Origin of the sequence: Castellaniella sp., from assembly GCF_036379515.1 — a bacterium.
Taxonomy (GTDB): Bacteria; Pseudomonadota; Gammaproteobacteria; order Burkholderiales; family Burkholderiaceae_B; genus Castellaniella.
Window position 1 is genome coordinate 1 of the sequence record NZ_DASVGN010000008.1, and the last position, 19,396, is coordinate 19,396.

22 protein-coding genes are annotated in these 19,396 nt (G+C 60.9%); 8 read left to right on the top strand and 14 right to left on the bottom strand.

Going from position 1 to position 19,396, the window contains the following annotated elements; genetic code table 11:
* The 4 genes from VF285_RS02030 to VF285_RS02045 all read left to right on the top strand — a co-directional run.
* A partial coding sequence (locus VF285_RS02030; RefSeq protein ID WP_346950947.1) for a hypothetical protein occupies positions 1–246 on the top strand: 246 nt, incomplete at its 5' end.
* Between the two features lie 56 nt (positions 247–302).
* Positions 303–590, top strand: coding sequence for a co-chaperone GroES (locus tag VF285_RS02035; protein WP_346950948.1), 288 nt, complete (start codon positions 303–305; stop codon positions 588–590).
* Between the two features lie 33 nt (positions 591–623).
* On the top strand, positions 624–2,273 hold the full coding sequence (gene groL, locus VF285_RS02040; RefSeq protein ID WP_346950949.1) for a chaperonin GroEL: 1,650 nt from the start codon (positions 624–626) through the stop codon (positions 2,271–2,273).
* A 159-nt stretch (positions 2,274–2,432) separates the two neighbouring features.
* Entirely contained in the window at positions 2,433–2,807 is a 375-nt protein-coding gene (locus VF285_RS02045) for a diacylglycerol kinase (protein ID WP_346950950.1), read from the top strand.
* A gap of 43 nt (positions 2,808–2,850) precedes the next feature.
* On the opposite strand, the gene VF285_RS02050 is transcribed toward VF285_RS02045, so the two are convergent.
* The 5 genes from VF285_RS02050 to VF285_RS02070 are packed head-to-tail and all read right to left on the bottom strand — an operon-like array spanning position 2,851 to position 7,305.
* Entirely contained in the window at positions 2,851–3,576 is a 726-nt protein-coding gene (locus tag VF285_RS02050) for an amino acid ABC transporter ATP-binding protein (protein WP_346950951.1), read from the bottom strand.
* 32 nt (positions 3,577–3,608) lie between these two features.
* Positions 3,609–4,289 (bottom strand): ABC transporter permease subunit, encoded by a 681-nt coding sequence (locus tag VF285_RS02055; RefSeq protein WP_346950952.1) that lies wholly within the window; start codon positions 4,287–4,289, stop codon positions 3,609–3,611.
* 11 nt (positions 4,290–4,300) lie between these two features.
* Positions 4,301–5,038 (bottom strand): amino acid ABC transporter permease, encoded by a 738-nt coding sequence (locus VF285_RS02060; protein WP_346950953.1) that lies wholly within the window; start codon positions 5,036–5,038, stop codon positions 4,301–4,303.
* Complete coding sequence (locus VF285_RS02065; RefSeq protein WP_346950954.1) at positions 5,035–5,973, bottom strand: glutamate/aspartate ABC transporter substrate-binding protein; 939 nt, start codon at positions 5,971–5,973, stop codon at positions 5,035–5,037. The genes VF285_RS02060 and VF285_RS02065 overlap by 4 nt, the downstream gene beginning before the upstream one ends.
* Before the next feature lie 36 nt (positions 5,974–6,009).
* Positions 6,010–7,305, bottom strand: coding sequence for a hypothetical protein (locus VF285_RS02070; RefSeq protein WP_346950955.1), 1,296 nt, complete (start codon positions 7,303–7,305; stop codon positions 6,010–6,012).
* A 130-nt stretch (positions 7,306–7,435) separates the two neighbouring features.
* On the opposite strand from VF285_RS02070, the gene VF285_RS02075 reads away from it, so the two are divergent.
* Both VF285_RS02075 and pyrF read left to right on the top strand, forming a co-directional pair.
* Entirely contained in the window at positions 7,436–8,371 is a 936-nt protein-coding gene (locus VF285_RS02075) for a LysR substrate-binding domain-containing protein (RefSeq protein WP_346950956.1), read from the top strand.
* 147 nt (positions 8,372–8,518) lie between these two features.
* Positions 8,519–9,340 carry an orotidine-5'-phosphate decarboxylase gene (gene pyrF / locus VF285_RS02080; RefSeq protein ID WP_346950957.1) on the top strand — a complete coding sequence of 274 codons (822 nt, stop codon included), beginning with the start codon at positions 8,519–8,521 and terminating at the stop codon, positions 9,338–9,340.
* Positions 9,341–9,403: 63 nt separating this feature from the next.
* Here pyrF and VF285_RS02085 read toward each other — a convergent pair whose 3' ends face one another.
* Genes VF285_RS02085 through ftsY form a run of 7 tightly spaced genes read right to left on the bottom strand, consistent with a single transcriptional unit; the run spans position 9,404 to position 14,975 of the window.
* Positions 9,404–9,916, bottom strand: coding sequence for a CinA family protein (locus VF285_RS02085; protein ID WP_346950958.1), 513 nt, complete (start codon positions 9,914–9,916; stop codon positions 9,404–9,406).
* Positions 9,913–10,431 (bottom strand): phosphatidylglycerophosphatase A, encoded by a 519-nt coding sequence (locus tag VF285_RS02090; protein WP_346950959.1) that lies wholly within the window; start codon positions 10,429–10,431, stop codon positions 9,913–9,915. The genes VF285_RS02085 and VF285_RS02090 overlap by 4 nt, the downstream gene beginning before the upstream one ends.
* Positions 10,428–11,432 carry a thiamine-phosphate kinase gene (gene thiL, locus VF285_RS02095; protein ID WP_346950960.1) on the bottom strand — a complete coding sequence of 335 codons (1,005 nt, stop codon included), beginning with the start codon at positions 11,430–11,432 and terminating at the stop codon, positions 10,428–10,430. Before thiL ends, VF285_RS02090 begins: the two co-directional genes overlap by 4 nt.
* Before the next feature lie 20 nt (positions 11,433–11,452).
* Positions 11,453–11,938 carry a transcription antitermination factor NusB gene (nusB, locus tag VF285_RS02100; RefSeq protein WP_346950961.1) on the bottom strand — a complete coding sequence of 162 codons (486 nt, stop codon included), beginning with the start codon at positions 11,936–11,938 and terminating at the stop codon, positions 11,453–11,455.
* On the bottom strand, positions 11,931–12,455 hold the full coding sequence (gene ribH, locus VF285_RS02105) for a 6,7-dimethyl-8-ribityllumazine synthase (RefSeq protein WP_346950962.1): 525 nt from the start codon (positions 12,453–12,455) through the stop codon (positions 11,931–11,933). Before ribH ends, nusB begins: the two co-directional genes overlap by 8 nt.
* 14 nt (positions 12,456–12,469) lie before the next feature.
* A complete protein-coding gene (gene ribBA / locus VF285_RS02110; protein ID WP_346951046.1) occupies positions 12,470–13,651 on the bottom strand; it encodes a bifunctional 3,4-dihydroxy-2-butanone-4-phosphate synthase/GTP cyclohydrolase II in 1,182 nt (393 codons plus the stop codon).
* Positions 13,652–13,706: 55 nt separating this feature from the next.
* Positions 13,707–14,975, bottom strand: a complete 1,269-nt coding sequence (gene ftsY, locus VF285_RS02115) for a signal recognition particle-docking protein FtsY (RefSeq protein ID WP_346950963.1) — start codon at positions 14,973–14,975, stop codon at positions 13,707–13,709.
* Positions 14,976–15,060: 85 nt separating this feature from the next.
* On the opposite strand from ftsY, the gene rsmD reads away from it, so the two are divergent.
* Positions 15,061–15,666: a 16S rRNA (guanine(966)-N(2))-methyltransferase RsmD gene (gene rsmD / locus VF285_RS02120; RefSeq protein WP_346950964.1), complete on the top strand. Its 606-nt coding sequence runs from the start codon at positions 15,061–15,063 to the stop codon at positions 15,664–15,666.
* A complete protein-coding gene (gene coaD, locus VF285_RS02125) occupies positions 15,663–16,172 on the top strand; it encodes a pantetheine-phosphate adenylyltransferase (protein WP_346950965.1) in 510 nt (169 codons plus the stop codon). The genes rsmD and coaD overlap by 4 nt, the downstream gene beginning before the upstream one ends.
* 52 nt (positions 16,173–16,224) lie before the next feature.
* Here the strand turns inward: coaD and VF285_RS02130 are convergent, their stop codons facing one another.
* Both VF285_RS02130 and VF285_RS02135 read right to left on the bottom strand, forming a co-directional pair.
* The gene (locus tag VF285_RS02130) at positions 16,225–16,608 is read right to left on the bottom strand and encodes an MOSC N-terminal beta barrel domain-containing protein (protein WP_346950966.1); all 384 of its coding nucleotides are present in this window, start codon (positions 16,606–16,608) and stop codon (positions 16,225–16,227) included.
* 14 nt (positions 16,609–16,622) lie between these two features.
* Positions 16,623–19,193 (bottom strand): AsmA family protein, encoded by a 2,571-nt coding sequence (locus tag VF285_RS02135; RefSeq protein WP_346950967.1) that lies wholly within the window; start codon positions 19,191–19,193, stop codon positions 16,623–16,625.
* Between the last annotated feature and the right edge of the window lie 203 nt (positions 19,194–19,396).

Here is a 19,396-nt window from a genome sequence, read left to right on the forward strand (position 1 = left end):
TTTCAGATCACACCTCAACGTCTTTTTTGGCCTGAAACCAGCGCCGATACTGGATTCAAGTGTTTTCTGGAGTTCAAAACTGAGCGGCGGAAGTTCAAAACTCAGTGGCGTTCGACAGAAGTTCAAACCTCAGTGGCGTTCGACAACTCAGTGGCGTTCGACAACATCGTCCGACAGCCGCCGATGATGAAGGCCCCCCTTGAATTCGGCGGAATCGTCCTTATAATTAGCACTCGAGGGGGTTGAGTGCTAACAACACCAACGCCACATCTATCCAATTCTCTAAGTACAGGAGTTCCTCCATGGCACTGCGTCCTTTGCATGATCGCGTGATCATCAAGCGTCTGGACAACGAGCGCACCACTGCTTCGGGCATCGTCATCCCCGACAGCGCTGCCGAAAAGCCCGATCAAGGTGAAGTCCTGGCCGTTGGCCCGGGCAAGAAGACTGAAGACGGCAAGCTGATCCCGATGGATCTGAAAGTCGGCGACAAGGTCCTGTTCGGCAAATATGCCGGCCAATCCGTCAAGGTTGATGGCGACGAAGTCCTCGTAATCCGCGAGGAAGAAATCTTCGCCGTTGTCCAGTAATCCACAGCACCGCTCAAACCAAGGAATTTCAACATGGCTGCAAAGCAAGTCTATTTTGGTGACGACGCCCGCGCTCGTATCGTTCGCGGCGTCAACATCCTGGCCAATGCCGTCAAAACGACGATGGGCCCCAAGGGCCGCAACGTGGTGCTGGATCGCTCCTTCGGCGCCCCCACGGTGACCAAGGACGGTGTCTCCGTCGCCAAAGAAATCGAACTGAAAGACAAATTCGAAAACATCGGCGCCCAACTCGTGAAGGAAGTCGCCTCCAAGACCTCCGACAACGCGGGTGACGGCACCACGACCGCCACCGTGTTGGCTCAATCGATCGTCGAAGAAGGCCTGAAGTACGTGGCCGCCGGCATCAGCCCCATGGATCTGAAGCGCGGCATCGACAAGGCCGTCGCCGTCGCTGTGGATGAGCTGCACAAGCTGTCCAAGCCCTGCACCACCAGCAAGGCCATCGCTCAAGTCGGGTCGATCTCGGCCAACAGCGATGTGTCGGTCGGTGAGATCATCGCCAACGCGATGGACAAGGTCGGCAAGGAAGGCGTCATCACCGTCGAAGACGGCAAGTCGCTGGAAAACGAACTGGACGTGGTCGAAGGCATGCAATTCGACCGCGGCTACCTGTCGCCCTACTTCATCAACAACCAAGACAAGCAAGTTTCCGTCCTGGAAGATCCGTACATCCTGATTTTCGACAAGAAGATCAGCAACATCCGTGATCTTCTGCCGGTGCTTGAGCAAGTTGCCAAATCCAGCCGTCCGCTGCTGATCGTGGCCGAAGACGTGGAAGGCGAAGCCCTGGCCACCCTGGTTGTGAACAACATCCGTGGCATCCTGAAGACCACTGCCGTGAAGGCTCCTGGCTTTGGTGACCGTCGCAAAGCCATGCTCGAAGACATCGCCATCCTGACGGGCGGCACGGTGATCTCCGAAGAAACCGGTCTGTCGCTGGAAAAGGCCACGCTGGAACTGCTGGGCCAAGCCAAGCGCATTGAAGTCGCCAAGGAAAACACCACCATCATCGACGGTGCTGGCGAGGCCAAGAACATCGAAGCGCGTGTCAAGCAAATCCGCACGCAAATCGAAGAAGCCACTTCTGACTACGACCGTGAAAAGCTGCAAGAACGCGTGGCCAAGCTGGCCGGCGGTGTGGCAGTGATCAAGGTTGGCGCTGCGACCGAAGTCGAAATGAAGGAAAAGAAGGCCCGCGTCGAAGACGCACTGCACGCCACGCGCGCTGCAGTGGAAGAAGGCATCGTCCCTGGCGGCGGTGTGGCGCTGGTCCGTGCCAAGATGGCCATGGCCAAGGTCAAGGGTGACAACACCGACCAGGACGCTGGCATCAAGCTGATCCTGCGTGCCATCGAAGCGCCGCTGCGCACCATCGTCAACAACGCAGGCTACGAAGCCAGCGTGATCGTGAACGCGGTTGAAAACGGCGGTACCGGCAACTACGGCTTCAACGCCGCTACCGGCCAATACGGCGATCTGGTCGAGCAAGGCGTGATCGACCCGACCAAGGTGACCCGCACGGCGCTGCAAAACGCCGCTTCCGTTGCCAGCCTGCTGTTGACCACCGAAGCCGCTGTCGCGGAAATCGTGGAAGACAAGCCGGCACCAGCCATGCCTGACATGGGTGGCATGGGCGGCATGGGTGGCATGGGCGGCTTCTAAGCCCGTGCGCACCAAGCTGGTGGCCTCCCCGGGCTGCCAGCTCGCAGCTTTTGCTTCAAGGAATCCCTGCCGGATCGACTCCGGCAGGGATTCTTCATTTCATGAGCAGGCGCCCCAGTCCTTTACAATAGCCGCCACGATGCACGTCGCCCGGCAACCATGACCGAACCTTCTCCATACAAAAGCACTGGCGGGCTCGCGCGCATTGCGCGTGCGCTGGTGTATTCACTGCAGGGCTTGGGCGCGGCCTGGCGTCACGAGGCGGCGTTCCGCCAAGAGACTGCACTGGCCATCATCCTGATTCCGCTGGGCCTCTGGCTGGGCCACACTGCGCAGGAACGCCTTTTGCTCGCGGGCGTGCTGGTGCTGGTGCTCATCGTGGAGCTGCTCAATTCCGCCATCGAGGCGCTGGCAGATGCCATCAGCACGGAACACAACCCGCTGCTGGGCCGTGCCAAAGACATCGGCAGCGCCGCCGTGCTACTGACTTTGCTGCTCGCAACGGGTACGTGGCTGGCTGTGCTGGCGGCCTGATCCTTTACCTGGCAGGTCTGCACAGGCCCAGCATGATGGAATCCTAATGCAGGATCTTCGCCAGAAAGTCGCGGGCGCGCTCCGACTTGGGATTCGTGAAGAACTCTTCGGCCGAATTCGTCTCGACGATCGCGCCTGAATCCATGAACACCACTTTGTCGGCGACCTTCCTTGCGAACCCCATTTCGTGGGTGACGCAGGCCATGGTCATCCCGTCCTGAGCAAGCTCGATCATCACGGCCAGCACCTCATTGATCATCTCAGGATCCAGCGCCGACGTAGGTTCGTCGAACAGCATGACCTCCGGGTCCATGCACAGAGAACGGGCAATGGCCACACGCTGCTGCTGGCCGCCCGACAACTGCGCGGGATACTTGTGAGAATGGGCACTGAGCCCCACACGATCCAATAGCAACAGCGCCTTTTTTTCTGCCTCTTTTGACTTGCGCTTGAGGACTTTCTCTTGCGCAATGGTCAGATTCTGCAGCACCGACAGATGCGGAAACAGCTCGAAGTGCTGAAACACCATGCCGATGCGCCTGCGCAGATCGGACAGCCTGGTTGCTCCGGCACGAATGGATTGCCCCTTGTACAGAAGATCGCCCTCCTGAAAGACTTCCAGCCCGTTGATCAGCTTGATCAAGGTGGACTTCCCAGAACCTGAGGGCCCGCAAAACACAACGACCTCACCGGCGTTGACCGTCACGCTGCAATCGGTCAGGGCTCGGAATTTTCCGTACCACTTCGAGATGTTCTTCAGCTCAATCATCGTTTGATTCCTGTTCAAGATCGGCATCGATATCAGACTCGGTGCGCACGCAACTGGAGCAGTTTGATGAGGCCACTCAGACTTGCGCAAATGACCCAATAGATCAGGCCTGCGAACAGCAGCATCTGGACCACCGTGCCATCGCGCTCACCGATACGCACGGCATTGCTGAAGAAATCGCCCAGAGCAATCACGTAGACGAGCGACGTGTCCTGAAAAATGACGATGCACTGAGTCAACAGGATGGGCAGCATGGCTTTGAAGGCCTGTGGCAGGATGATGTAGCGAAACGCCTGCAATGTACTCATGCCCAGCGCTCGAGCCGCATTGAACTGCCCGGCAGACAAGCCGAGAATCCCGGCGCGAATGATCTCGGCAAAGAAGGCAGATTCCAGCATCGCAAACGCCACCATGGCCGAAACAAGCCGGATGTCGATGCTGGGCGACAGGTCGAAGACTGCCTTCAGCACCTGGGGCACGATCAGGAAGAACCACAACAGCAACATGACCAGCGGAATTGCACGAAACAACGTGATATAGCTGCGCGCAAAGGACTGCAAGACCTTCAGATGGGACACCATGCACATTGCCAGCACGGTCCCGAAAGCCACGCCGCTGGCGATGGCCACCAAGGTGATTTTCAGCGTGATCCAGGCGCCTGTCGCCAGGATGAGCCGCGCGTCCCAAATAGCAGAAAAATCAAAATGCAGCATCGCGCAAGCTCCTATTCGCCCATCAGGCCTGGACGCGCCAGCCGGCGGCGGATCACACTCATGATGCCAATGATCATGAAGTTCAGCACCACATAGGCCAGGGTCACGAGAATGAAGGATTCGTACGGCTGGGCGGTGTAATCCACCAGCTGCCGCGCTTGACCACTGAGCTCCAGCAGCCCGATCGTCGAGGCCACTGCAGAGTTCTTCGAAATGATGAGAAACTCTGAAGTCAGGGGTGGAAGAATGCGGCGAAACACCTGCGGCAGAATCACGTAGCGGTACGTCTGAAACAAGGTAAAGGCCACGGACAGACCCGCCTGGACCTGCCCCCGCGACAAGGCCTGGATGCCGGCACGCAGCTGTTCGCAAATCCGGGAGCCGGTATAAAACCCGAGCGCCAGAACCGACGTCACGAAAAACTGCAAGACCGGGTCAGCCCCTTTGATGGCATCCCCCAAGGCGGTCGGTAGCATCTCTGGCACGACAAAATACCAGATGAAAAACTGCACGATGAGCGGTATGTTGCGAAACACGGAAACATAGGCAGTGCCCACTATGCGGGGGATCCGCCCCGGCAAGGTCCGCATCACGCCAAATACGGTGCCCAGTGCAAGCGCCAACAACCACGACAGCAAGGTGAGCGCTGCGGTGACCAGGAACCCGTGCCAGATCCACCCCAGGTATGTCGAGCCTTCACCTGTTGCAACCGGCTGCAGCAGGACCGCCCAGTGCCAGTGATAATTCATTGCGCTTCAGGATTGATCTCGTCGTTCGGGTGCGCAAACAGATGCTGCATCGCCTCAGACATGGGGAAATCCAGATTGAGCTGCTTGGGCGGAATCGGGCTCATGAACCATTTCTTGTAGATGGCCTCACCCGCGCCCGACGTCTCAGTCTGCGAGATGACGTCATCGACCAGTTGCTTCATCTGGCTGTCGCCCTTGCGGATCATGCAGCCGTAGGCCTCGTAAGACTGGGGCGTCCCGGTAATGACGTAGTCTTGCGGATCACGGGTCTTGGCCCGTTCGCCTGCCAGCAGTGCATCATCCATCATCATGGCTTTTGCTCGCCCAGACGACAGCGTGAGGAAAGATTCGGAATGGTCTTTGGCGCTGATGATGCGCATGCCCATTTTCTTTTCGACATTGAGCTTGCGCAGGATGATCTCGGAAGTTGTTCCAGCCCCCACGACGACGTTCTGACCCTTCAGATCAGCAAAATCCTTGATTCCTGAATCTTTCTTGGTCAACAGGCGCGTGCCAATGATGAACAGACTGTCCGAGAAATCCACCTGCTGCGCACGGGAGGCATTGTGCGTGGTCGTCGTGCATTCGAAATCAAAGGTACCGTTCTGCAGCAGCGAGATCCGATTCTGCGACGTGATGGGCAGCCAGCGAACCTGCAGATTCGGCAGGTTCAAGGTCTGGCGGATGCGCTCAAGAATGCGATTGGAGAAATCGATGGAGTAGCCGATTGGCTGCTTGGCGTCGTTGTAATAGGAGAATGGAATGGACGCTTCGCGAAAGCCGACCACGACTACGCCGTCGTGCTTGATTTTCTGCAGCGTGCCGTCCAGGTCGGCGCCATGGGCAAGCCCCATGGTCGTAATCGTCAGCGTGGAAAGCGCCGTCACACAGGCCAGGCGCATCCAGGAACGTGGGAATCGAGCGGTATGGGTCATGCTTTGTCTCCTTGCCTTATTAAGGGGTAATACCGGTCAGCACACGGCTGAACCGACGAGCGAGCTGACGTCGATGACGTACATCTGCCGCTCGTGTTCGTGGACCGAATCGATGCAAATTCTCTGGCCATCCCGGCTCCAGCGCGGGTGCAGATCACAGCGGTTCTCCTTGCGCAGGCCCGGGTCGGTGTAGAAGCTGCCCAGGTCATGCCGAACCTGCTTCTCGCAGTCATAAAGAATCAGAATGCGCTCATTGGTTACCGGGTCCGGATAAGTGTCTGTCAACAGCCAGCGCGTGTTGACGGGCGAGAACGTCATGTGCCCATTTTCGGTCAGGACTCCGTCACCGATCACCTGCACGTTCGACACGTCTGCGTCCTCGTACAGGTGATAGTGGATGCTGCCCGCGTGGGGGCTCCAGACGATGATATGGTGATCGTCACGCCACAGTGGGTGCGAAATCTGATATTCCGACTTCTCGTAATCGTAGGTACCTACCGCCTTGGGATCGAAACCGTCGGCAAGCTGTGGCAATGGATGATCGGAGCATTCCAGCAAACGCATGTTCTGGCCATCAGGGTCCATGGTGATCAGGCGATGCAGGAAGCAGGTCTCGTCTTCGACGCGCTCAGTCCAGCGATGCAGGAACAACACCCGCGTGGACGACGGGTTGATTTCGATATGACTCACCCAATGCAAGGCTCGTTCCATAGAGGCTCTGGGATGAAAGCGCCTGAGATCGGCATAGCTCACCAACAACCGTGTCGCGCCCGTCTCCAGATCGATCGAATGAATGCCATCGTCTTCTGGGTATAAGGGCAAATCCGTGCGCCGGCCTCGCGGCTCACAATACCCAATCGTTTCATGCGTGACATACAGGCGGCTGTAATCCACCGTGAGTGCATACTGGCTGTTGGGAGCTGCCAGATAAATGGGGTTGTCCAGATACCGCGTCTGTCCGGAATCCACATCATGAATGGCCGCACCAAACCCTGGATACAGGCTACCCGGTGCATTGCGGCGCACGTTATAGATAAGCTGACGTCCTGGCCGCCCATCCAACCACTGCAACTGGCAACCCATCTGCCAGTTCCACGCTCGCGTGGTGCCACACACATGAAAACGGTCGTCGGCCTGGGTATCGAAGAACCCCACCTCTGCCTGCATGTCGGGGGTCAGGTCGGCTGTCATCATACCCACCTGATTCGCCAGGACGAAGCGATCGGACTTGTCCCACACCGTCTTGTCGTAATACCCAAAGAAATGGTGTGCTGCGCCTTGGCCCAATCGGTGGATGGGGAAGGGTGAGTCCGGTGTGGCGTGAGTTGTCATAGCGGGAGACAAAAGAGTGGACATCCTTGATACGGCACGAGTTTTCAGAGAAGGTGAAAAGATTATAGGGATCGCATTCAATAGCAGATAATTCTATTTTCCACGCAGGCTATTCGTAATCGATATACCATTGAACTCTTCTGATCTCCCAGATTTTGGCTTGCCCCCCACACCCACCACCATGGCCAGACCACTCAATTTTCAGCAGATCCAGGCGTTCAAGACCGTCATGGAAGCTGGTACCACCACGCGTGCCGCCCAGATTCTGAACACGACGCAGCCGTCCATCAGCCGCCGTCTGACCGAACTGCGCGCCGCGACCGGCCTGGAACTCTTTGACCTGTACAACGGGCGGCTGCGCCCGACTCGAGAGGGCCGCAAGCTGTACGAATCCGTGCGGCGCCACTTCGAAGGGCTCGAAAAGATCGAGACCGCCGTTCATCTCCTGCGCAAATTCGGCACCGGAGTGCTGCGCATCGGCAGCACTCCTACGCTGGCCGCAGGGCTATTGCCCGAGGTGATGACACAATTCATCCGACAGAACCCCGAGGTCTACGTGAACCTGCAGACCTTCGGAACCCCGCAGCTCCGGGATTACCTGAGCCAGGGCCTGGTCGACTTCGTGCTGACTACGGGCCACATCGAGGACAGCGACGTCATCTCCACACCACTGCAACAGACCCACGCAGTCTGCGTGCTGCCGCTGAACCACCTCCTGGCCAAACGACAGACCGTGGACCTGGACGACCTGCAGCACCACCGACTCGTCTTGCTGGACGACAACGACGACATCATGGTGGCCATGCGATCGCTGCTGCAAAGGCGTCATGGGCAGACCGGCATCATGATAGAGACCAACTCATCACTGACCATCTGCGCCATGGTTGCAGCAGGCGCCGGCATCGGCGTCGTCAATCCCTTCGTTGCCAAAACATTCGCCGGGCAACTTGCCGTACGGCCCCTATATCCAGAAATCCCGGTGAATGTCTCACTCGCACGCTCGGTGGCTCTGGCTCCTTCGATGCTGACCCAGCGATTCATTGAAATCCTGACGACCCAAGCCTGACTCGACGAACCCCCTGCCAGAGGCACATTTCCTGGCCTGTTCGCTCGAGTGCAGCAGTCGAAGCGCGCACAGCGGGCACGGGCACCACCGCCCCTTTACAATGCGGGCAACAACCCATTTCGCTTGCGACCACTCTTCACGGCTCCCATGACCTTCATCGACAAACTACGCCACGCCTGGGCCAGTCAGGATTCTCTGCTGATGGTGGGCCTGGACCCGAACCTGCAACGCTTCCCCGCCGAACTGGCCGGGAAGCCGGATGCGGTGCGTGTCTTCTGCGAAGGGATCGTGGACGCCACCGCTCCCTACGTTTGCGGTTTCAAGCCGCAGATTGCCTATTTTGCCGCGCTGCGAGCGGAGGACCAGCTGCTGGACATCTGCCGCTACATCCGCGGCCGCTATCCGCATCTGCCCATCGTGCTGGACGCCAAGCGAGGCGATATCGGCAGCACGGCGACGCAATATGCCCGCGAAGCCTTCGAACGCTACGAGGCCGATGCGGTCACGGTCAACCCCTACATGGGCCAGGATTCGCTGCAGCCCTATCTGGATTACACCGACCGCGGCGTGGTCGTCCTGTGCCGAACCTCGAACCCGGGCGGAGCTGATTTACAGGATTTACGGCTCGCCGATGGAAATCCGCTCTACCTGCACGTGGCAGACCGTGTGGCTCATCGGTGGAACGCCCACGGGCAATGTGCACTGGTGGTAGGTGCCACCGTTCCGGACGAACTGGCTCAGGTACGGGCCCGAGTGGGCGACCTGCCACTGCTGATTCCGGGAATCGGTGCTCAAGGAGGCGACATTCCCGCCACTGTCCGCGCGGGTCGCGCGAGCGACGGCACCGGGATGATGATCAATTCTTCAAGGGCTGTGCTGTACGCCAGCCAGGGCGCCGATTGGACCCAGGCCGCTGCCGGCGTCGCGCAACAGACACGAGACGCAATCCGCGCCGCGTTGAGCCGATAAGTCGCGGCACACTAGCCGCGCACGAACACAGCCAAAACGCCTGCACAGCCCGCTGGCTGGACGCTATGCCCGATGCTTCTTGAGGTCTTCCAGGCCCAGCATCAGGGCATGGCGCACGGCCGCCAGGCGAACGGCCTCGCGGTCGCCCTCGAAGACCTGAGTGAGCGCGCGGGTGACGATGCCCGAGCCTGCACGCCGCGCCACCCCGAAGCACACCATGCCGACGGGTTTGCCAGGTACTGCGCCCCCTGGGCCGGCAATGCCCGTCGTGGACAGTACCAGGCGCACCTGCGGGACTGCGGCCAGAACCCCGGCCGACATTTCCATGGCGACCTCTTCGCTGACGGCACCATGGCGCTCCAGCGTAGCGGTGGCCACCCGAAGATGCTCCATCTTGGCTGCGTTGCTATAGGTGACGAAGCCACGTTCGAACCACTGGCTGGAACCCGGGCACGAGGTGATGGCACCCGCCAGCAGGCCACCCGTGCAGGACTCGGCCGTGGCACACAGCCACCCGACCACCCTCAATGCAGCACCGAACTCACCCGCCAAGGCACGCAATTCACGGTCGATCATGGCAGAACCCCCAGTCGAATCAGGATGGCAGCCACCAGTAGAGCATAAAGTGCAGCCACGATGTCGTCGATCATGACGCCAAAACCGCTCTTGCAGTGACGATCCAGCCAGCTGATTGGCGGAGGCTTGATGATGTCGAAGACCCGAAACAGCACTACGCCCACCAGTTGCATCCAGAATCCGGACGGAAGCAGCCACAGGACAAGCCAGATCGCAACGATCTCGTCCCAGTTGATGCCGCCGTAATCAGCGACGCCCAGCGCATCACCGCAGCGTTGCGATACCCAGCAGCCCCCCGCAAACGAGACCAGCAAGATGAACGCGATCCACCCATCCGACAAACGCCCGAGCAGCAGCCACCACAGCAGCCAGCCCATGAGCGTCCCCCAGGTACCAGGCGCCGGGTGAATCAGCCCAGAACCCAGGCCAAAACCGATGATCCGCTCTGGACGAGCCAGCATCCAGGCAAGCGTGGGACGCTGGGAGCCGGGCAGTTCTTTGCTAGGTGGGGTCATGTAGAACCTCTGGAGGTATCTGGCGCTGGCGATTGGGCAGCAAAGTGATCGAAGCCGCGCAGCGTGACCGGAACATCATTGCCCCGTGCGTCAAAGACGCGAATCCCTGAACCTCGGGTAATGGTGCCGATGCGAGCGAGCGGAATACCAAGCCGGTGCCCCAATGCCTGAATTTGCTCACGCCGCAGCGGCTGCGCCGTAAAGCACAGTTCGTAGACGTCGCCGCCGCCCAAAAGCGCTTCCTGGCGTACCCGAGGCTCCAGACCTTCGAGAGTGGGATGCGCCGGCAAGGCATCGAGCGAGAGTCGGGCCGCGCAGTGGCTCTGCTCAAGAATGTGGCCGAGGTCCTGCAAGAGGCCATCCGAAATGTCGATGGCGGCATGCGCCACCCCTCCCAGTGCCTGCCCCAGCGCCAGGCGGGGCTGCGGCCAATCCATGGCTGGCTGGCTGGCTCGAAGGCGGGCAGGATCGGCAGGCAGACGCCCTTGAAGCAACAGCAGAGCCACGTAGGCAGCGCCCAACGTGCCCGACACCCAGATGTCATCGCCTTCGCGGGCACCACTGCGACGCAAGGCATGGGCCGGCCGCAGCTCTCCCATGACCGTGATGCTCAGGACGATGCCGTGAGGGCTGCACGTGGTGTCGCCACCCAGCAAGGGGCAGCCCGCGTCAGCCGCCAGCGCATGAAATCCCTTTGAGAAGCCTTCGAGCCAACGCTCATCAATATGAGGCAAGCCCAACGCCAACGTGCAGGCCAGCGGGCGGGCCCCCATGGCGGCCAGATCGGAAAGGTTGACGGCCAACGCCTTGTGGCCCAGGGACTGGGGGTCCACCCCGGGTAGGAAATGCCGGCTTTCAATGAGCATGTCGGTGCTCACGGCCAACTCGCAGCCCGCACGGACAGTGAGCAAAGCACAATCATCACCCACTCCAAGCATGCCGGCCGGTGCGGGTCGATTGAAATAATGATCGATCAGCTCGAATTCGCTCTTGGCAGGCATGTCACCCAACCCGGGACTTCTCAGTGATGTACTGCGGCCTGAACCTCGGTGGCACGGACTTCGGTGGCCAGCTTGTCGAGCACGCCATTGACGAAGCGATAGCCATCGGTGCCGCCAAACGATTTGGCGAGTTCGACCGCTTCGTTGATGGCGACGCGATAGGGAACCTCGAGGTGCTGAACCAGCTCGTAACTGCCAATCAGCAACACCGCATGTTCTACGGGAGAAAGCTCCGCCAATGGGCGATCGATGTAGGGCACGAAGCGTTCGCGCAAAGCGGGTGCTTGCATGACGGCGCCTTCGAGCACAGTGTGATACCAGCTTTGGTCCGCCTGGGCAAAATCTTCGCTGTCGCGCACGTGCGCATCGATCGCCCCGAGTTCGGAGACATCGGTGCCACCTTGCAGCAACCAGGCATACACCCCCTGCAAAGCAAACTCGCGCGCCATGCGGCGCGCACTGCGGGCATTGGCGCGGCCTGCGCGCCCAGGCCGTGGATCACTCATCAGTGCCCTCTTCCTCGAAATGGTCACCGTCTTCGTCGTCGTCATCGTCGTCGGATTCGGGTTCGAGCGCGGCCACCAAATTGGCCATTTCGACGGCAACGCGGGCGCAGTCGCGCCCTTTGTCCGCCGCACGCACCTGCGCCTGCTCTTCGGTGTAGGCGGTGAGCACCCCATTAGCGACCGGGATACCGGTTTCAAGCGCAACGCGACTGATGGCAGAGGCGGATTCGTTGCTCACTGTTTCAAAGTGGTAGGTTTCGCCGCGAATGACGGCACCCAGGGCGATCAAGGCGTCGAATTCAAAAGTTTCGGCCATTTGCGCCAACGTGACGCCAAGTTCCAGGGCGCCGGGCACGGACACGACCATGACGTCGCGTTCATCGACGCCCAGAGCAGCGAGCTCGTCCAGGCAGGTTTGCAGTTCGGCCTCGCCGATTTCGGCGTTGAACCGGGCGCGCACGATGCCGATGTGCAGGCCTTCCCCGTTCATATCCGGGGTCATCACATAAGGGTTCATGGTCGAGTCCCTGTTCAGGTGGTGGCGTCTACGACGCCGGGTTCGTTATGGTAACCCGTAATGGTGAGGCCAAAGCCGGCCATGCTGGGCATTTTGCGCGGCTGTGCCAGCAATCGAGCGTGACGCACGCCCAGATCGCGCAAGATCTGCGCACCGATGCCAAAAGTGCGCAGCCCATGGCGCTCACCTCCCAGTGCGGGCGCGGGGGCCGGCCCGCCCTGCATCGTTTCCCCCCACGCCTCGAACTGCGCAAAGAGCAGCTCGGAATCGCCTTGGCAATTGAGCAGCACCAACACGCCGCTTTCCGCCGCCGAAATGGCCTGTAGCGCCCGGGGCACAGACCAGCTGTGGCGTGTCGCGCCTTCAGTCAGCACATCCAGCACGCTGGTGGGTTCATGGACGCGCACCAATGTTTCTGCATCCGGACGGATCTCGCCGTGCACCAGCGCCAAGTGCGGTGCATTCGAGGCATGGTCGCGATAAGCCACCGCACGAAATTCGCCCCAGGGCGTTTCGACGGCCGAGCGCTCGAAGACCCGCTCGACGATGGACTCGTGTTCGCTGCGGTATTGAATCAGGTCGGCAATGGTGCCGATCTTCAGCCCGTGCTCGCGCGCGAAGAGCTTCAGATCGGGCAGCCGTGCCATGGTGCCGTCTGGCTTGAGGATTTCGCAGATGGCGGTGGCCGGCGTAAGGCCCGCCATACGGGCCAGGTCGCAACCTGCCTCGGTATGACCCGCACGCACCAGCACCCCTCCCGGCACGGCACGCACCGGAAAAATATGCCCCGGCTGGACCACGTCTTCAGCACGGGCATTGGGCGCCACGGCCGCGCGGATCGTACGGGCGCGGTCGACCGCCGAAATGCCGGTGGTCACCCCCTCGGCTGCCTCGATCGAAATGGTGAAATTGGTCCCATAATGAGACCCGTTGCGGTTGGACATAAGCGGCAGCTGCAATTGCTCACAGCGCTCGTGCGTCAGGGTGACACAGACCAGACCACGCGCATGAGTCACCATGAAATTGATGGCATCCGGCGTCACGAAGTCTGCGGCCATCATCAGGTCGCCTTCGTTTTCGCGGTCTTCTTCGTCGCACAGGATCACCATGCGGCCGGCCCGCAGTTCGGCCACGATTTCCTGCACTGGAGAGATCTCCAGGGATTGCGCTGCCTCGAGGTCAGCACGGGCATCCATATTCATGTCAGAAGTCATCCCAGAGTTTCACAGTAAGGATTCTAGTCCACGGGCCTCACACCCCGTGTCGCCCCAGCAGCGCTTCGGCAAATTCGGCCGCCACGAAGGGCTGCAGGTCCTGCATGCCTTCGCCTACCCCGATCCAGTAGACCGGAATGGGCCTGACCCCCTGGCTGCCCGCCGCCACGGCCGCCAGCGTGCCGCCTTTGGCCGTGCCATCGAGCTTGGTGACGATCAGGCCCGTCAACCCCAGCGCGGCATCAAAGGCTCGGATCTGCGCCAGTGCGTTCTGGCCCGTATTGCCATCGACCACCAGCAACACTTCATGTGGCGCGGCCGCATCCGCCTTGGCAATCACCCGCCGGATCTTCTTGAGTTCTTCCATGAGATGAAGCTGGGTGGGCAGGCGACCCGCCGTATCGACCAGGACCACGTCCACGCCGCGCGCGCGACCTGCATTCACCGCATCGAAAGCGACCGCCGCCGGGTCGCCGCCTTCCTGGGCGATCACCGTGACCCCATTGCGCGTCCCCCAGGCCACCAGCTGTTCACGCGCAGCGGCGCGAAAGGTGTCACCCGCTGCAAGCAGCACGGACGCGTCGCGTTCGCGCAGGGCATGAGCCAGCTTGCCAATGGACGTGGTCTTGCCCGCGCCATTGACGCCGGCAATCATCACGACCATGGGCGCCACCTCGCCCACCATGAAGGGCTTCTCGAGCACCTTCAGGTGATCGGCCAAAATGCTCTGCAACGCGGCACGCACGGCTTCGGGCTCGTTGATGCGCTCGCGCCGCACGCGGACACGCAGCTCGGAAATCAGTCTCTGCGACGCTTCTACCCCCGCATCCGCCATGATGAGCGCCGTCTCGAGCTCGTCGAACAGGGTTTCGTCTACCTTGACGCCCACGAACAGGCTGCCCAGATTCTGGCCCGTGCGCGACAGACCACGGCGCAACCGTGCAACCCATGAAGTGCCGCTTCCGTCATCCGGCGAGTCCGACCGATCGAGCTGAGCCAGCGGGTCCACCGCTGGCATGTCCGGCCGATCGGACCAGGCATCGGGCGGCTGCACCCGGCCGGGGAAGTCCTCGACTGGTTCGACATTGGCCGACGCATCCTCTGCAGCCAAAGGCGCTGCGTCTCCCTGTTCAGGAGGTACCGTGGTTTCAACGCCCACGACCGGCTCATCGAGCGCGGGAGCAGGCACCAGGCCCTCGGGCAACTCGGTGGGAGCAACGGGCGCCACGTCCTCGGCCATGTCGGGCGTCAGCGCCAGGGCTTCGGGCAAAGGGGCAGGCTTCTTGCGCTTAAAAAAACTGAACATAGGCTTTACACTGAACGGTCCAGATCAACGCTCGCCACCGCCCACCGCACCGTCTCGAGACAGATTCGGCGAGCACGGGCCGCGCATGAAAAAACATCAGATTCGTATTGTAGGCGGTCACTACCGCCGCACAGTCATTCCCGTGCCGGAAGGGGACCATCTGCGTCCAACGCCCGACCGCGTACGCGAGACACTCTTCAACTGGCTGACCCACTTCTGGGGCGCCGATTTTCAGGACCGCCAGGTACTGGATCTGTTCGCAGGCACGGGCGCACTGGGCTTCGAAGCGGCCTCGCGGGGTGCCGGGCGAGTGCAGCTGGTCGAGCGAGCCCCCGCCGCGCTATCGGCACTGAGAGCGCTGCAATCGCGGCTACAAGCTCCAGCCGTCGACGTGCATGCGGGCGATGCGCTCGCCTACCTTCAGGCCCAGGCGCGCGCCACTTATGACCTCATCCTGCTCGACCCCCCCTTTGGAGACCCCTGGATGGCGCGGCTATGGCCCTTGCTGCCCAGGGCCCTGCAGCACGGGGGGCTACTCTATCTTGAAGCAGACGCCTCCGCAGCAGCACCCGAAGGCTGGCAGCTCCTGCGCCAGGGTCGGGCAGGCCAGGTGCACTACCATCTGTTTTTGTTTGCTGCGGCGCAAGAAAACATGAATAATGGCCTCATGCACAACAGGGAGACCGCATGATAACCGCCGTCTATCCAGGAACGTTCGATCCTTTGACGCGGGGGCACGAAGACCTCGTGCGTCGGGCTGCGAACTTGTTCGACCAGGTGGTTGTGGGGGTTGCTCAAAGCCAGAACAAGCGCCCTTTTTTCACGCTGGACGAACGACTCGAAATCGCTGAAGAGGTCCTGGGCCACTATCCCAACGTGCGGGTGCGCAGCTTCAGCGGCCTGCTCAAGGATTTCGTGCGCGAACAAAGCGCTCGCGTCATCGTGCGCGGGCTGCGCGCCGTGTCGGACTTCGAATACGAATTTCAGATGGCCGGCATGAACCGGCACCTGCTCCCTGAAGTCGAAACGCTGTTCATGACGCCGTCGGACCAATACCAGTTCATTTCTGGCACCATCGTGCGCGAAATCGCGATTCTGGGGGGCGACGTCAGCAAGTTCGTCTTCCCGTCGGTCGAACGCTGGTTGCACACCAAGGCGAAGGCCCTGAGAGAAACCTCCAAAGACACCGAAAGCTAGTGCCCCGTTTGGCTAATCCGAACAGAAGCGCACAAACCAGCCAAACGGGACACTAGGCGGCCCACACGACGGCATCTGCGTCGGGATGAACCTTCATCAGCCGGCACGGCTTCTGTAGCCATTCGGCAAACCAGGCGGCGGCCAGGTCGCCTTCATCGACCACCTTCACGGACTGCTCACCCACCTTCGCGACACGCTCGACACTTTCGTCGTCTTCGATCACGTCCAGCGGGATATCCAGACGCAACATGCCCGGTGCACGAATCACCAGATACCCGAAGCGCAGCGACAGGTCGAGTTCACCCAGGCGAGGCGCCTGTGCACCACCCAGCCAGACGTTGTCATCGTCCACCAGGAGCCAGCGCTTATCGTAAGCGCGGGCGTCTTCCAGATCCAGGCCTGCAGAACCGGCAATGGGATGAAACAGTTCAGTCACACGAGTCTCCTTGGTTATTGGCCCAGCAGGCCCTTGATGGCATTGCCCAGGCGCTGAACCGGGTCACTGCCCGAGGGGGTGGTGCGCGCGCCAGAGTCCGGCACCGGCAAAGCCTGTTCGATCAGGTCTTTGCCCGACAGCAACTGCATCAGGCCCGACTGGAGCGCCCGCTGCACCGTCTGATTATGCATGTCGCTCCATTGAACGTCGTATTTCGGGTTGCTCCAGGCGCCCGACACCCGGACTGGAATGGTAGCGCCCAACAGCGATCCCAAGTCGCCCGCAAGCGCCCGCGGAGGACGCACCGCCACCTTGACCTGCAGCACGACGTCCAGGCTGCGGTCCGGGATGCTGAGCTGTGCGGGCTTGCCCACCGCCACATGGACGAGGGGCGATATCATGTCCAGACGTGTCACGGTACCGGCCCCACCTTTCAGGTCGATGCGGCCATCGAGACTGCTGAACGCCGTGCTGCTTCCTTTGCGAAACGGGGACGGCACTGCATCCAGGCGCCCTTTGAGAACATTGCCCAGTGCGGAGGCCACGTCAGACAGCGTCTGCCCGGCATCTACACCGTAAACGGCACCATCGCGAATCTGCCAGGACGCCTGCCCCGACAAGGATTTTTCAAGCGCCGGCAATGAGGCCCCCTGGGCCTGAAGGTCCAGATGCGCACTCCCCTGTCCAGAGAGCACGCCACGCGCGGCCAGTGCCTGTATCAAGGGTGCCACCGCCACCTTGTCCAGCGACAGCTTCAACGTCAGGGCCTGATCCATGGCTGCGCTCATGTTCCCCGACAACGTTCCCTGATAGAGCTGGGCTGCCAAGTTCGAAACCGAGAGCACCCCCTTCTGGGCTGCCACCTGAGCCTGCACGCGAGTAAGCTGCACGTCTCGCACGCGCAGGTCGCCGATTTTCACGGTCCCTTGAGCGTCCAGCCCCTTCAGAAAGGACCAGTCCAGCCGCGTCAGCCCCGCCGGCGCGGCGGGTGCCACGACGGCCTCGGCCTTGGGTTTGGGCTTGTCGTCGGACTTGGCCGCCGCAGGTTTCTTCTGGTCGGCCACCGCCACCACGGGAGCTGCCACGGGCAACCAGCGATTCAGATCCAGCTTTTCGGTACTCAGGGAAAAGTCTACATGTGGCTTGTCGAGGTGAGTTGCCTTGGCCTTGAATGCAGCCTGTCCACCGTCGACCACCGCATTGAGATCGGCTTCGAGCACGTCCTGAATCAGATCCATGTGGACGCTGCCGATCATGGGAGCCTCATAGCCGCCCTGAGGCAACGCCTGATCCTGCACGGCGACATCCCCCTTGATTGCAGTGAGGGCGCCCTTGCGCAAGGCATGGTTCCAGATCAGTGGCGACGTCAGTTTCAACCGCAACAGGCGCTTGCCTTGAGTCAGATTGCCATCCAGCCCCACCGACTTGAACTGCCATTCGCTCGCATTGCCTGACAGGCCCTCGAACTTGAGCGAAGCCGCCAGGGTGTCGTCACCCGTCCACTTGAAGGTGCCCGTGACCGGATCACCTTGAGCGGAATCCGGAGAAATCGACAAGGCGGGGGCATCCAGCGCGACATCCAGTGCGCTCCCTTGATCCTTTCCGGTCGCCCGCAACGAGAGCTTCGAGATCTTCAGCTCGGCATTGCGCGCATCCAGATGCAGCTGGCCGGCCGACAGGCTGGCCTGCAGGCCCTGAATGGGGTGGGCCCCCACGATGTCGCCCGCGACGGCGAGGTCGAGATTGGCCGCCGAGAAACGATGCGCACGGCCGTCATACGACAGATTGCCCTTGAGCGTGGCCTGCGCCTTGTTCAGGTTCCCCAGCCGTCCAGTAATCTGCACGTTGATCTTTTGAGCCGAATACCCGCGCCCGCCCGGGTTCAGACGGAACAGTGCCTGCGCGTTGAGCTTGGCGTCCTGAATGGGGTCATCGCCCTTGAAAACCGCCTTGAGCGCTACGTCGAACGGCTGATCATACGTGACGCGCCCCGTATTGGCCTCGATGTCGGTCAAGGTCGTGTTCAGACCATCACGCAAATCCTGATAGTGAATCTGCCCGCCCTTGAGCTCCAGCCCTGCAATGTCGATATTCAGATCGGAATCCGAACCGCCCGCTACCAAAGGTGCAGCCACCGCACCCGTAAGGGCATGCGCCTGCGGGATGGGATGCGCCAGCGCACGCCGATCCCCCAGCAGATCATCAAAGTTGAAGTGCCCCTTGGCATCGCGCACCACCCAGGCCTTCAGCCCCGAGATCGAGACGTGATCCACCACCAGCTGGTTGGACAGCAACGGCCAGATGGCCACGGCAAAGCGGGCGCCATCGACGGACACGAACAGGTCCTTGCTGCCCCGGTCAGAGAGCGACACGTCCTTGACGGAGAGCCCGATCCGCGGGAAGAGCGAAAGCTCGATGTCCCCTTGAATCGTCAACGTGCGCCCATAGCGCGCATAGACCAGGTCTTCGAGCTTGGATTTGTACGCATTGGGATTGAAGGTCAACAGGAAAATTGCCAACCCGACCACCGCGATGATGAGCGCGACAACCAGACCGAACAATATCCGCTTCAACCAGACATTCATGTTGGATCCTGCATTGAAATCGGCGGCTCGCAGCAGGAGCGCCTGCGCGGGCAATAACCCGAATGCTAACCCATGACAAAGTGCGTCGTGGCTCCAATTGCCGCAGATGCAGCATTCTGTTGCGAATATAGACCATTCCCGGAACGCAAAAACGGGACGCCCGAACCACCCGCTGTCGCCAATTTCTGTTATACAAAAAGTAT

What these genes read in the sequence shown, in the direction of transcription:
- thiL (WP_346950960.1), bottom strand. Translation starts at nt 11,432, where the DNA reads ATGCCTGCCAAGAGCGAATTCGAGCTGATCGATCATTATTTCAATCGA.
- VF285_RS02065 (WP_346950954.1), bottom strand. Translation starts at nt 5,973, where the DNA reads ATGACCCATACCGCTCGATTCCCACGTTCCTGGATGCGCCTGGCCTGT.
- nusB (WP_346950961.1), bottom strand. Translation starts at nt 11,938, where the DNA reads ATGAGTGATCCACGGCCTGGGCGCGCAGGCCGCGCCAATGCCCGCAGT.
- VF285_RS02060 (WP_346950953.1), bottom strand. Translation starts at nt 5,038, where the DNA reads ATGAATTATCACTGGCACTGGGCGGTCCTGCTGCAGCCGGTTGCAACA.
- VF285_RS02045 (WP_346950950.1), top strand. Translation starts at nt 2,433, where the DNA reads ATGACCGAACCTTCTCCATACAAAAGCACTGGCGGGCTCGCGCGCATT.
- ribH (WP_346950962.1), bottom strand. Translation starts at nt 12,455, where the DNA reads ATGAACCCTTATGTGATGACCCCGGATATGAACGGGGAAGGCCTGCAC.
- pyrF (WP_346950957.1), top strand. Translation starts at nt 8,519, where the DNA reads ATGACCTTCATCGACAAACTACGCCACGCCTGGGCCAGTCAGGATTCT.
- VF285_RS02070 (WP_346950955.1), bottom strand. Translation starts at nt 7,305, where the DNA reads ATGACAACTCACGCCACACCGGACTCACCCTTCCCCATCCACCGATTG.
- VF285_RS02050 (WP_346950951.1), bottom strand. Translation starts at nt 3,576, where the DNA reads ATGATTGAGCTGAAGAACATCTCGAAGTGGTACGGAAAATTCCGAGCC.
- VF285_RS02090 (WP_346950959.1), bottom strand. Translation starts at nt 10,431, where the DNA reads ATGACCCCACCTAGCAAAGAACTGCCCGGCTCCCAGCGTCCCACGCTT.
- ribBA (WP_346951046.1), bottom strand. Translation starts at nt 13,651, where the DNA reads ATGGATGCCCGTGCTGACCTCGAGGCAGCGCAATCCCTGGAGATCTCT.
- coaD (WP_346950965.1), top strand. Translation starts at nt 15,663, where the DNA reads ATGATAACCGCCGTCTATCCAGGAACGTTCGATCCTTTGACGCGGGGG.
- VF285_RS02135 (WP_346950967.1), bottom strand. Translation starts at nt 19,193, where the DNA reads ATGAATGTCTGGTTGAAGCGGATATTGTTCGGTCTGGTTGTCGCGCTC.
- VF285_RS02085 (WP_346950958.1), bottom strand. Translation starts at nt 9,916, where the DNA reads ATGATCGACCGTGAATTGCGTGCCTTGGCGGGTGAGTTCGGTGCTGCA.
- ftsY (WP_346950963.1), bottom strand. Translation starts at nt 14,975, where the DNA reads ATGTTCAGTTTTTTTAAGCGCAAGAAGCCTGCCCCTTTGCCCGAAGCC.
- VF285_RS02035 (WP_346950948.1), top strand. Translation starts at nt 303, where the DNA reads ATGGCACTGCGTCCTTTGCATGATCGCGTGATCATCAAGCGTCTGGAC.
- groL (WP_346950949.1), top strand. Translation starts at nt 624, where the DNA reads ATGGCTGCAAAGCAAGTCTATTTTGGTGACGACGCCCGCGCTCGTATC.
- VF285_RS02055 (WP_346950952.1), bottom strand. Translation starts at nt 4,289, where the DNA reads ATGCTGCATTTTGATTTTTCTGCTATTTGGGACGCGCGGCTCATCCTG.
- rsmD (WP_346950964.1), top strand. Translation starts at nt 15,061, where the DNA reads ATGAAAAAACATCAGATTCGTATTGTAGGCGGTCACTACCGCCGCACA.